Origin of the sequence: Ginsengibacter hankyongi, assembly GCF_008710285.1 — a bacterium.
Taxonomy (GTDB): Bacteria; Bacteroidota; Bacteroidia; order Chitinophagales; family Chitinophagaceae; genus Ginsengibacter; species Ginsengibacter hankyongi.
This window is the reverse complement of record NZ_VYQF01000003.1, coordinates 351,472-364,540: the sequence shown is the minus strand read 5'-3', so window position 1 is coordinate 364,540 and position 13,069 is coordinate 351,472. Positions and strand designations below refer to the sequence as shown.

Here is a 13,069-nt window from a genome sequence, read left to right as displayed (position 1 = left end):
TATGGAAATATTATACCTCTTTTTTTTATCTGCTCCTGAAATAAGAGTTAGTAATCAGGATATTAATTTTGGTGGGAAATACCGGTTTTCATACAAAACTGAATCTAAAGAATTGATTGTTCGTGAAAATCCTTATTACATCGAAAATTTTTTTAGACTTCAAAATGATGTCGAAGATGTTGCTAAAATTTTAAATGTGACTTCAATAATCGGAGAAAATGGAACTGGCAAGTCGTCTTTACTTAAGCTTATCAAAAACAATTTTGTTGATGGTGCAGGAGGAATAAGGAACCCATTAATAATTGCCCTAAAAAATAATGAAAACGTTATTGTCTATCATTTTGACCAGCTTGATATAAAAAAGCATAATCTCAATGATTTCAAAATTAAGATTGAAAAGCTAGTTAATAAAACAGAAACGAAGACTTATGAGGGTAAGGTTATTGAAGTAAAATCTAGCATCCCTACAATTAATGAATTTGCAAGTACGGATTTTATAAGTTTTTCTAACATTTTTGATGGTGAATTAGAGAGTGAACTTAAGGGCGGTTATGAGGTATCGACAAATTTTTTGATAAGGAATGATTATTTAAAAAATGTAGAGAACAGACTCATCAATAATGAAACAAATCAACGGGAAATTGATATACATCTTTTTGAAGAGATTGAAAGACAAATATCCTTTGTTAATAGATATATCCATGCAAAGTTTATACCCTTTGAGTTGCCAGAATATATTTTTTTAACTTCCAAAAAAGAGGTTGATTATGACCTTGGCTTTTCCGCATTGGAAAAACAAATATTGGAAGAGTACGGTATTTTGAATGATTTTTTGGAGTTGCTTGAGGTATTTAAAAAATACATTAAAACAAAAAATAGCAAAACCAGAGTAGCTAACTATTTCATTGCAAGTTGCCTCTTAAATTTCTTGCTGGAATTAGCTACACACTATCGGGCAATTGCGGAAAAAATTAAATTTAGTGTTAAATATAAATCATCAAAAGAAAGACAATCTCTAACTGAAGTTGCTTTAAGAATATTAGATGATATAAAAGACCAATCTAATGGTTTAAGTTTTTCTTTCGATAAAAATCATTTCCAATGGATTGAAGGGATAAAGAATTTTATAAAACTTCTTCCTGAGTTAGTCGCAAAAGATGATTTACTTGTTGGTGATTTGAATATCTTGGCAGTAAAGGTGACGGGAACATCAAAAGAAGATTTTAAAACATTCTACAACAACTATCGAAATTCATATCGGTTGAAGCCTTTCATTAATTTTAAATGGCGAAGCTTAAGTAGTGGAGAAAAAGCTTTGTTTAATATATATTCAAGATTTTATTCTTTATCGAATGGGGAAGTAATAACCGAATTGAATAGGAATTTAATTGTTTTGATAGATGAAGGAGATATCTATCTCCATCCAGCATGGCAAAAAAAGTTTATTTATCTTTTATTAGATTATTTGCCACGAGTCTACTCAAAGATGGTAAATGGAGTTAAGAGAAGTATTCAAATTATTCTTACAACAAATTCTCCAATCCCCGCTTCTGATCTTCCAAATGACTGTACAATTTTTTTAGAAAAAACTTCTTCATATTCTGAAGAAAAACAAACTATAATAACAAAAACCATTGTAAAAGATAGTTTGAACGATCAGAAAGAAACATTTGCCTCAAATATTTATACGTTGTTATCAGACTCTTTCTTTATTAAAAATGGATTAATAGGGGATTTTGCGTCTGAGAAGATAGATGATGTCATCAAAGAACTGTCCTCAGGATACGAAATACCCATGGAAAAAAGAGAGATGATTAGAAAAATTATTCAGCAAATAGGGGAGCCAATTTTAAGACATAAGCTTTTTCAAATGTATAATGATCGTTTTAATTTGAACCTTCATGAAAGATTGGATAAAATAGAAAAGCATTTAAAACTTTAGCATGGTTAAAATTCAATTAAACAATGAACAAGAAATTTTGAAGTTTCATTATAATAACCTAACAAAAAAAGTTGGCAAAGAATGGAACATTGAAATTAGGTTAAGAAAGCGTATTAGTCAACACGCAGGGAATCCAGGCATTGTGGCAATGTTTCAAGACCTGTTAGATAGCCTTCTTAAAGATTCGTCAGGCTTTTCTATTATAACTGCACCTCCGAAGGAATTAAGTGCATTTGCACAATTATTTGATTCCACTCATGGACACATATTAAATGATGCATTGAAAGCGGAGATATTAAATGCTTTCTATTATGAAGATTATGATAAATGGAGAGCGTATGAATTAGCAAAAAAAATAGGCATTACAGTTTGCCCGTATTGCAATCGGACCTACACTTTCCTTTTAGGGAATGATTCTATAAAAGGAACTAGATTCGAATATGATCATTTCTTTTCAAAATCTGCATATCCCTATTTGGCTTTAAGTTTTTATAATCTTGTACCAAGTTGTCATGTTTGTAATTCTAATTTTAAGGGGTTCAAAGAATTTAGTCTTAAAAAAAACATCCACCCATACCTTGAAGGATTTGGACAAAATATTGTTTTTTCAATTAAGCCTAAAAACATTGGATTTATTAATGGAAAGTCCGAAGCATACCGAATACGATTTAGGAAAGGGAATTTATCAACCTGGAATGGAGAAAAGGTTAAAGCAGCATTTGAAAACATTACCACATTTCAATTGACCAAACTTTATAATATGCATAAAGACTATGTGGATGAACTGATACAGAAATCTATTGTATATAATGAAGAATATATAAATGAACTTTATGCTCGTTTTTCTGGAAGCCTGTTTAAAAATAAAGAAGAAGTAAAGAAGTTAATTGTGAGTAATTATATAGATGAAGAAGACTACCATAAGCGAGTATTATCTAAGTTAACAACCGATATTTCTAAAGAACTAGGATTAATCTAAATTATGAGGAATAGTAATGCAACAAACATATAGCAAGCTGCCGTATAACTGTGTAATGCCTATACCTGCAGCGTATTTGTGGCCGGCACTTACCAATAAAAGTAGTGATGAACTGGAATTAGATTGTAATAACCCATACTCGGCAACAGGCCGTGGAATTAAGTAAAGTATTTTAGAGAAGACGTTTGAGTGGCCTGTGTGTGAGTTGAAGTAAAAAAATTATACATTGTATTTTGAAATTGCAACATTTTAAGTTAATATAAAATAGTGTGAGTAGTTGAAGAGCCGAAGTATGCGTTTTATGGTATAGACGAAAGTCTTGTTAAGCTCAACATGCTCGAAAGAAAAACTGTTGAGGAAAAGGTATTTCAGAAATCCAAGGGAGGATTGAATTAATTTCAATTCCAACTACGGCTATAAGATGCCCCAGAAGTGTAATAACTGACGGGAATACCTTTACGATTGAATATTTATATAGGTTCATTATTGAATTTATTAATAAATGTACAATTAATATTTCGCTACCCAGCTTGAGTCGGAGCGACATTTCTGTGTCGTAAAAGCATGCATATTTCAGGAATTGGGCAACCAATTCTAAAAGCAAATAGCTTCGCATTGGGTCTTCACTACTCACTTTTTTTTGAATGAAAGAAAAGGAACAAAAGGATTGGTTTAGACTAAAGAGGTACCCACATATCGGATTACCTTTAAATTATAGTGACCGTTACAAATGGATTGAAAAATATGTTACAGACCCTGAGAAGGTTGCAAAACATTCTTTTTTACCCTTTATCCATAAAACCTCAAAAGTCAAGAAGTTTCGAAAAGTTTATTCAAGTAACGACGGGAAAGTTCATGATCATTATAGAAACCAAAACAAGCCTTTGAGGAAGGCTGATGTAAAAAAAAGAGAATTGTTTTATGCCAGCCATCTTGATTCATTAATCTTCAGCTATTACACAAAATTCCTTTCAGATTGCTATGAGAATAAAATAAAAGATCCCGAATACAATCTAAATGAAGTTGTAAATGCGTACCGCACAATTCCAATAGATTCAAAAAAACCAGATTATGCTAATAAGTGTAATATTGAATTCGCGAACGATGTTTTTAAACACATAGTAAATTATAAGGAAAATGATTTTGCGGTAATTGCCTTTGATATATCCTGCTTTTTTGACAATCTTAACCACACAAAGCTTAGAAAAACCTGGGCCGAAGTTATCAGGAAGGAGGGCGAAAATGAAAAGCTACCGCCAGATCATTTTAATGTATTTAAAAACATAACGCGATTTAGTTACGTTGATATTGTGGACATCTTTGAGGAATTCAAGGATAAAATTTATACAAGAAAAATTAATAGGCTTGGTCAACCTTTAGAAATTAAACAAAAAAAGGTTGATAGAATAAGTTATTTGAGAAACCAAAATGCTATCGCCTTTTGCAGTAAAGATGAATTTCTAAACTTAAAGGGTAAACTATTGCAACCATCAAAAACAAAAAGACTTAAAAATGGAACTGTTGTTCGTCGAAATTTTGGTATTCCTCAGGGATCACCAATTAGTTCAGTTTTAGCCAACATATATCTTCTACACTTTGATAAAATAATAAATAAATTCACTTCATTACACAAAGGAATTTATAGGCGATATTCCGATGATATAGTAATAGTTTGCCCACTGAAAGTAAAAGATGATTTAAAAGAAATAATTTATAGAGAAATTGCAAACTATGACTTAGAAATTCAAAAGAATAAGACACAAATTTTTCACTTTAAACGTGAAAATGACAAACTTCTTTGCGGTCAAGAATTTGAAGGAGTAATTAATTGGAATAAGAACTTAATTTATTTGGGCTTTGAATTTAATGGTTCTCACGTATTTCTAAAATCTGCCAGTTTATCTGGATATTATAGAAAAATGAAACGTACTATTCGAAGAGCAAAACATTACGCAAACAGAAGATTTTGTGTTAACAGTGGAGTGATTTTTAAAAGAAGAATATTCAAAAGGTTTTCTTATAAGGGAGCAAAAAGAACGAGGAAATATACCTGGAATGAAGAGGAGAAAAAATTTATCAAATCTGATTCATATAACTGGGGAAATTTTTTGTCTTACGCTTATAAAGCTTCCAATATTATGATTAATAATAAAATTAAGCAACAAACCAAAAGGCATTGGAACATTTTAAATAAATTAATTAGGAAATCATAATAATGTCAAATAATCAAATCGTCTCCAAAGTATGGGCCTTTTGCAACACCCTTCGCGATGGTGGTGTAGGCTATGGCAGTTGTCTGAACTATGATTTTTATTTGATTAAATGAATACTAGGATTTATGATTAATGAAAAATATCCTGAAAGTGAGCTAACGGGAAGAATTATTGGTTGTTGTATGGAAGTACACTGCATTCTTGGTAACGGTTTCCAGGAAGTAATTTACCAGCGGGCATTGGCTGTAGAAATGAATCAGCAAAAAATTTCGTATAGCAGGGAACATGAAATGGAAATATTTTATAAAGGGGAAAATATTGGAACACGCAGGGTAGATTTTTTTGTTGAAGGAAAGATCATGGTTGAGTTGAAAGCAATCATTCAATTAGATGATGTGCAATTGGCACAGGCGATCAATTACCTCGAAGCGTATAAGATGGATATAGGATTACTAATAAATTTTGGCGCCAGAAGCCTCGAATTTAAAAGAATGATGAAACCTAAAAAATCTGGACTATGATTAAAATGATTGAATGAATACTATGATTATCTAAAAAAAGAATCATAGTTCATCAAAAAATCAATAAAATCGTCTGAACTATGATTAAAAATGATAGAATGAATACTATGATTTTATAAAAATTCAAAATCAAAGTCTATCAAAAAGATTCCTATAATAGTTGAATATAAAAAATCATAGTTAATCAAAAAATCAATAAAATCATAGTTCAAAACAATTAACGCAATGAGCAACAATACAACAAGCACTTCTAGCATTGTCTCTAAAGTATGGGCCTTCTGCAACACCCTTCGTGATGATGGGGTAGGCTATGGTGATTATTTAGAGCAGCTTACTTATTTGCTTTTTTTAAAAATGGCAGATGAATATAATAAGCCCCCATATAACCGTACGATGCCCATTCCCGCAGCTTATTCATGGGAAACACTTACCAATAAAAGTGGTGATGCACTGGAAGTGCATTATAATAACCTGCTTCGGGAACTCGCAAAAGAAAAAGGCATACTCGGACAAATATTTACCAAGAGCCAGAATAAAATAACAGACCCGGCAAAATTATATAAACTCATTGCGCTCATTAATGCGGAGCAATGGGTGCTGATGGGCGTAAAAGACAAAGGCGATATTTATGAAGGCCTGCTGGAGAAAAATGCAGAAGATACCAAGAGCGGCGCCGGCCAATACTTTACCCCGAGAGCGTTGATAAAATGCATGGTGGAATGTTTGCGCCCCGAGCCCATGAAAACGATAGCTGACCCTGCATGTGGCACCGGAGGTTTCTTTTTAGCATCTTATGATTTTATTACCGATGAAAATAATTATACCCTCGACCAGGAACAAAAGAAATTTTTGAAGTACGATACGTTTTTCGGAAATGAAATTGTAGCAGGTACGAGAAGGCTTGCCTTAATGAATTTGTTCCTGCATAATATTGGTGATATAGACAGTGATCATGTAATGATATCTCCCAACGATTCATTAATTGCAGCATCTGAAACAAGATATGATTATGTACTGGCCAATCCCCCCTTTGGTAAAAAAAGCAGCATGACTTTTACTAACGAAGAAGGCGAACAGGAGAAAGAAGAACTCACTTATAACCGCCAGGATTTTTGGGTGACTACCAGCAACAAGCAACTCAACTTTGTACAGCATATAAAGTCAATGCTTAAAACAACTGGCCTGGCTGCAGTTGTATTGCCAGATAATGTTTTGTTTGAAGGTGGGGCAGGAGAAACCGTTAGGAAGAAATTACTCGAAACGACCGACCTACATACAATACTGCGTTTACCCACGGGAATATTTTACGCCAATGGAGTAAAAGCAAATGTTTTATTCTGGGATGGCAAGCCATCCAGCAAAGACCCATGGACAAAAGAAGTCTGGATATATGATTACCGAACCAACATTCACCATACTTTAAAAAAGAATCCACTAAAGCTGGATGACTTAAAAGATTTTATAGAATGTTATAACCCAACGAACAGGCATAAACGAAAAGAAACATTCAGTGAAGATCCTTCGACAGGCTCAGGACCCGAAGGCCGCTGGAGAAAATTTACTTATGATGAAATCATTGCAAGAGATAAAACATCTTTAGACATCACCTGGCTGAAAGACAAATCATTGGCTGATTTAGATAATCTTCCCGATCCTGATGTATTGGCTTTGGATATTGTAGAGAATTTAGAGGCGGGGTTGGAAAGTTTTAAAGCGATAATTGCGGCGTTGAATGTAAAAGATAATTAAAATATAATTATTAATTCAAATGAGAAACGTCTTCACTTTGCTAATACCGATATTGCGCAATCAATGCTTTACATGCAGAGTAATCCGATTTTAAGACCAATAATTTTTCAATAAATGAGATCGACTCGTGAAACGCCGGCCAGGCATCCGGGCGCAACTTTTGGATAGAAGATGCAATAAAACCACACCAGGCGTTCCGAAGGAACGCTTCGTGCTCTCCTGGAATTTCCTACCCACCAAAAGTCACTAAGGAACTTACTACAATTTAATAAATCTGTTGCTGCATGATTTACGAACAAACCACTTAATCCTATTTATATACAGGCAATTCGTGAATATTGCTCAAAAATGCTAACCCGGATTTTACTATCTAAACTTATAAACCAATCCCGGCTCAAAATGGCCGGCAGCGTAATTGAGGTTAAACGATACTGTATTCTTTTTTTGACCCGGCGCTTTTAACTTCGAGTAGCGGTGGTAGTTATTAACTACTTCTTTACCGGTTAAAAAACCTAAAGCTGCCCCTACCAGCACATCCGTGCTCCAGTGTTTATTTTCTGTAATCCGGCTCAGGCCAATCATGGTTGCTGCACTATAGGCCACAATCGGGATGAGTGGTTTGTCTTTATACTCTAAGGCAAACACGGTTGCAGCAGCAAATGCCACGGTGGTATGTCCCGATGGAAAAGAGCTGTATACTTTTTTGCCACTCGCACTGGTCGCGGTTTTTGAAAAGGGTCCCAGGAATCTAGGCTCCGCTTCCGTGCCGGGTGGATAGTAAGAAGGACGCGTTCGCCCGGATAAGAATTTAGTAACACTCTCTACGGCGGCGGCGGCTATATAGGCCTGGGTGGCAAGTAAAGTGGTTGTTTGCATTTTTACTTTTTTAAATATAAAACCGTAAGCTCCTATTGCCGCTAACGTGTACGCCTCGTAAATGCCGCCAAAGTTGGTAATGTATTTACTGGTGGTGGCAATTCCGGAATGATTGGTTCGAAGTTTCACTGCTCCCTGTTGAATAGGCTCATCGGCAAAAGAAAGTGCCCCAGCCACCAATGCAAATTTCCCCAAATTTCCCCAGTCGCGCTTCTTCATGTGGAAAGGCTTGGTAAAAGATTGCTTTAAATCGCTGCCTAATAGAGTAAAATAACTATTAAAAGTTATGCGTGTTTCGTCATTATACGCTTTGGGTGAAATATTATTGATCTGGCCACCGGCACTGTCTGTCTTCCTGCTTAAGCTATCCAGCTTGTTTATCAGGGTATCTGTTTTTTGGGAAAATCCTGCCACAGGTATTGTTAAAAGCAAGAACAAAGACCATCTCGTCATCAATTTCATTATTTAAAAGTGTTTTATAGGTATTAAAAAAGTATGTTTCATCGATATTGCAATATGTGTACCTGTTTTATTTTAACTCAAAAATTTATAGGAAAAACATCAGCCAATTCCTAAGATGCATAAATTCGATGAACCAGCCAACTTTATTTGTTAAAAATTTACAGTAACCGTGTGCATCATATTCTGATGGGTATAGCTAATCGTAAAATGGTAGGTGTCACAAATTTTTTTTACTATCGACAAGCCAAGACCCATAGAGTCATTAGAAGCAGATTCTTTTTTAAACCGCTCGAAATAAATGGCGGGATTTTCGTTTAGCGCTTTACCAGTGTTGGAAATGGATAAAGCATGTTCGTTTAAAGTAATGGTTATAGAACCCTTTTCAACATTGTGCTTTATCGCGTTAGTAAGCAGGTTTACAATTAAGGTTTCCGCCAGCGTTTCATTCATTGTTACAAAAACGGGCTCAGCAATGTTTTTTGTGGTAACAATCCCTTTTGCATTCAATAATTCTTCATAGTTATTTAAATGTCGGTGCAGCAAAACGCTCAGGTTTACATCTTCTGTTTCTTTAAATTGACGGTTATCTATTTTGGTGAGTAAAATGAGCGATTGATTTAATTTAGAAAGCCGGCTGGTAGTTTCTGATATCGATTGTATGGCATTCATTTGTTCTTCTTTCAGGTTTTCTGACTGGCTCAGCAGTTCGAGCTTCGATCTTATAATTGCCAAAGGTGTTTGAATTTCATGTGAGGCATTTTCTGTAAAGCTTTTAATTTCATTATAATCGCCAATAGCTTTTTTTGTCATAACATTTACCGCAGCATTGAGCTCCGTAAACTCATTAATATTTGATGGTTCAAAATGGATGTTATCTTTCCCGGATACATTGAATTGCTTTATCTGCTCTAATGTTGAGTTAAAAGGTTTCCAGAGTTTGCTTAGCACAAACCTGTTAATAATAAAAAGGATAGCAAGCAATAGTAAAACAATGGTGAGCGTAATTTTTAGAATCAGTTGCACAACATCTTCCGTTTCTTCCTGCGATTTTCTTACATCGGCTTTATAAAATTTTCCGTTGACTGTTACCGGAAATTCCAATTGGCGGTAATCAATATTTTCATCATGATCTTTATTATACAATTCAACACTACTGAATGAACGCTTCACATTTTTGTCGGTTACACTTGTATAAACTTCCTGCTCATCTTTAGAATAAGAGGGCTCCGGCAAAGCATTATTCTCGATTATATAATCTTTTATTTCTTTTTCTTCAACTACCAGGTTCTTATCTAACTGGTAGACCAGAGTTTTTTCTATAAAAAAATAATAAATGACCGCGCTGAGTAATAATACGATGATGGTGGCCACCACGTTAACCCGGTTATATTTAGCAAGCAATTTCATTTACACTGAAAATTTATATCCCATTCCATAAACAGATTTAATATAATCCGCATCACCGGCCTCCATTAATTTTTTTCTTAAATTTTTAATATGGGTATAAATAAAATCATTATTGCCCTGCATATCATCGCCCCACAGGTGTTCGGCAATTGCATTTTTAGAAATTACTTTCTTTTTATTGCTGATAAAATATAACAACAGTTCATATTCTTTCTTAGTAAGTTCCAATGGCTTGTCATTTACCAATACTGTCTTGGCCCGTGTATCAATGCTTATGTTTTGAAAATTCAGTATATCACTTCCGTCAAAGTTTTTCCTGCGTATAATGGCGGCCACTCTTGCACTCAATTCAGAAAGATGAAACGGCTTTGCCAGGTAATCATCAGCGCCCAGTGTAAGGCCGGTTACTTTATCATCCAGAGAATTTTTTGCTGAAATGATTAACACGCCATCCAGTTTATTATTGGCCTTTAATTCCTTTAATATTTCCAGGCCGCTGCCACCTGGTAGCGTTATGTCAAGCAGGATGCAGTCATAATCATACAATTCTGTTTTTTCAATGGCTTTATTAAAATCGGCAGCTATTTCGCAAATATAATTCTGGCCCTTAAGGTAAGCAGCGATGCTTTCGCTTAATTCTTTTTCATCTTCAATAATGAGAATTTTCAAACTATAAATTTTGGGAAAAATTACAAAATGAATCTGAGGTTATTTTGAAGAACTTTCTAATGGTTACAATTAACCTGTAAATACCTTAAAATTTGACAAGGCTTTCTTTGGCGGGAATGCATTTCCTTATTCATTCTTTCTTCAGCATGTGATGTGTCGTATAGTTTTATAATGAATTCTGTTATTTAAGTTCAACCTTACTTTACGTACATTTAATCATTTTTAAATATTTTCAACGCCTTACATGTTTGACTTTCGATTACAGGTTTTTAATACGGTTGCCAGACGCCTCAACTTTACGAAAGCTGCGGAGGAATTATTTATTACGCAACCGGCGGTAACCAAACACATACAGGAAATAGAAAATTATTTTAAACTGAAATTGTTTGAGCGCAATGGAACTAAAATAAAATTGACGCCGGCAGGAGAAACACTCCTGCACCATACCGATCAGCTTTTTACTGTGTACCGCAACCTGGAGTTTGAACTGAATACTTTTACCCGACAGCAAAAAGGTAAGCTAAGAATTGGAGCAAGTACCACCGTAGCTCAATATGTATTGCCACCTGTACTGGCCGCTTTTCATAAAAAGTTTAAGGACATAAAAATTACTTTAACTACCAACAATACAGAAAAAATTGAAGAGGCTTTACAAAATAAAAACATTGACCTCGGGATTATTGAAGGACAATCAAAAAATAATTTATTTAAATACACCGAATTTGTAAAAGACGAGTTGGTGCTCGTGGCCAATATCAATCACCCGCTCGCTAAGAAGGATATGATTAAGCCGGAAGAGCTTTTAAAGATTCCGCTGTTGCTGCGGGAGCCTGGTTCCGGAACTTTGGAAGTTATTGCACATGCTTTAAAACCATTAGGGATAAAAATATCGCAATTGCAAAATGAAATGCAGTTAGGAAGTACAGAAAGTATGAAACTGTATTTATTAAATTCTGATGCAATGGCTTTTCTTTCCATTCATTCCATATTAAAAGAATTGCAGCACAAAGAATGTTGTATAATAGATGTAAAAGGCCTCAACATCGAACGGCATTTTTATTTCATTCAGCAACATGGCCAATCGGAGGCACTTCCCGACCTGTTCATGAAATTTGCCAGCCACTATAACTTCAGGTAATGAGGTATTACCAATAGCGATTTCTTTTCCCCTTTCACTGTGATGAACTTTGTATTATCAAAAGCAAAGTTAGCAGATGGAAGAAACAACAGTATTAACGGCCACGCCAAAAAAAGTAAAACCGTTATTAGACCGGAGCATCACCACAAGAGAAGTAATATTTTTACTGGCAGTAGTCTTTTGTTTAACACCGCTGATTACTCCACCCATTGCTTTGGTAATGGGGTTGGTGGTTGCTCAATTTATCGGGCATCCTTACCTCCACCTTAATAATAAAGCCACTCATATTTTATTACAGGTTTCAGTGGTTGGTTTAGGTTTTGGAATGAATGTAACCAGTGCATTGAAGGCCGGAAGAGAAGGAATTTTATTTACCATTGTATCTATTACCGGTACATTGGTAACCGGTTTTTTATTAGGTAAGTTTTTAAAGATTGAAAAGAAAACATCTTACCTTATCTGTGCAGGCACTGCCATTTGCGGTGGCAGCGCTATCGCTGCAATATCTCCTGTAATTAAAGCCGAAGAAAAACAAATATCAGTAGCACTGGGTACGATATTTATTCTAAATTCAATTGCGCTTTTTTTATTCCCTGCTATTGGACATGCACTTAATTTATCAGAAACTCAATTTGGCTTATGGTGCGCCATTGCCATACACGATACCAGTTCGGTGGTGGGTGCCGCGGGCCGGTATGGAGCACATGCTTTGGAAGTAGCCACTACCGTAAAACTGGCGCGGGCGTTATGGATTATCCCGGTAGCTTTTTTATCAACTCTAATTTTTAAAAATAAAGGAGGTAAAATAAAAATTCCCTATTTCATTGGGTTGTTTGTTGCAGCGATAGTAGTTAACACCTATGTTCCTTTTGTACATAAATTCAGTCACTATTTAACTGGTTTTGCTACCGCGGGTTTAACATTAACGCTGTTTCTTATCGGGTGTGGATTGTCACGCAAAGTATTACAATCCGTAGGTTTTAAGCCATTGGTGCAGGGAATTATTTTATGGGCAATTATTTCTGTTGCTGCACTATGGGCGGTAACGTCTTTGGCGCAATAATATAGCTGGCAGTATGGTGCAATTTTGACTTTGGGCTATAATAAGAATTT

At 34.9% G+C, this 13,069-nt stretch carries 11 protein-coding genes; 8 read left to right on the top strand and 3 right to left on the bottom strand.

The annotated features are described in order from the left end of the window. The first annotated feature begins 1 nt into the window (after position 1). From FW778_RS13865 to FW778_RS13840, 6 genes are all read left to right on the top strand, one after another. Positions 2-1,942: an AAA family ATPase gene (locus FW778_RS13865; RefSeq protein ID WP_150415352.1), complete on the top strand. Its 1,941-nt coding sequence runs from the start codon at positions 2-4 to the stop codon at positions 1,940-1,942. A gap of 1 nt (position 1,943) precedes the next feature. Continuing rightward, positions 1,944-2,921: an HNH endonuclease family protein gene (locus tag FW778_RS13860; protein ID WP_150415351.1), complete on the top strand. Its 978-nt coding sequence runs from the start codon at positions 1,944-1,946 to the stop codon at positions 2,919-2,921. Between the two features lie 16 nt (positions 2,922-2,937). After that, positions 2,938-3,087, top strand: a complete 150-nt coding sequence (locus FW778_RS23155) for a hypothetical protein (protein WP_202552243.1) — start codon at positions 2,938-2,940, stop codon at positions 3,085-3,087. 478 nt (positions 3,088-3,565) lie between these two features. Next, positions 3,566-5,134 carry a reverse transcriptase domain-containing protein gene (locus FW778_RS13855; protein ID WP_150415350.1) on the top strand — a complete coding sequence of 523 codons (1,569 nt, stop codon included), beginning with the start codon at positions 3,566-3,568 and terminating at the stop codon, positions 5,132-5,134. A gap of 125 nt (positions 5,135-5,259) precedes the next feature. Next, entirely contained in the window at positions 5,260-5,655 is a 396-nt protein-coding gene (locus FW778_RS13845; RefSeq protein ID WP_150415349.1) for a GxxExxY protein, read from the top strand. Between the two features lie 225 nt (positions 5,656-5,880). After that, positions 5,881-7,404 carry a type I restriction-modification system subunit M gene (locus FW778_RS13840; RefSeq protein ID WP_150415348.1) on the top strand — a complete coding sequence of 508 codons (1,524 nt, stop codon included), beginning with the start codon at positions 5,881-5,883 and terminating at the stop codon, positions 7,402-7,404. A 366-nt stretch (positions 7,405-7,770) separates the two neighbouring features. On the opposite strand, the gene FW778_RS13835 is transcribed toward FW778_RS13840, so the two are convergent. The 3 genes from FW778_RS13835 to FW778_RS13825 all read right to left on the bottom strand — a co-directional run bounded on the left by FW778_RS13835 (position 7,771) and on the right by FW778_RS13825 (position 10,818). After that, a complete protein-coding gene (locus tag FW778_RS13835) occupies positions 7,771-8,733 on the bottom strand; it encodes a phosphatase PAP2 family protein (RefSeq protein WP_202552242.1) in 963 nt (320 codons plus the stop codon). A gap of 159 nt (positions 8,734-8,892) precedes the next feature. Then, positions 8,893-10,149, bottom strand: coding sequence for a sensor histidine kinase (locus FW778_RS13830; RefSeq protein WP_150415346.1), 1,257 nt, complete (start codon positions 10,147-10,149; stop codon positions 8,893-8,895). Continuing rightward, positions 10,150-10,818 carry a response regulator transcription factor gene (locus FW778_RS13825; RefSeq protein WP_150415345.1) on the bottom strand — a complete coding sequence of 223 codons (669 nt, stop codon included), beginning with the start codon at positions 10,816-10,818 and terminating at the stop codon, positions 10,150-10,152. It abuts the gene before it with no gap. Between the two features lie 244 nt (positions 10,819-11,062). Between FW778_RS13825 and FW778_RS13820 the strand changes: the two genes are divergently transcribed. Both FW778_RS13820 and FW778_RS13815 read left to right on the top strand, forming a co-directional pair. After that, positions 11,063-11,956: a LysR family transcriptional regulator gene (locus tag FW778_RS13820; RefSeq protein WP_150415344.1), complete on the top strand. Its 894-nt coding sequence runs from the start codon at positions 11,063-11,065 to the stop codon at positions 11,954-11,956. Positions 11,957-12,032: 76 nt separating this feature from the next. Continuing rightward, the gene (locus FW778_RS13815) at positions 12,033-13,019 is read left to right on the top strand and encodes a YeiH family protein (protein WP_150415343.1); all 987 of its coding nucleotides are present in this window, start codon (positions 12,033-12,035) and stop codon (positions 13,017-13,019) included. Positions 13,020-13,069 lie beyond the last annotated feature (50 nt).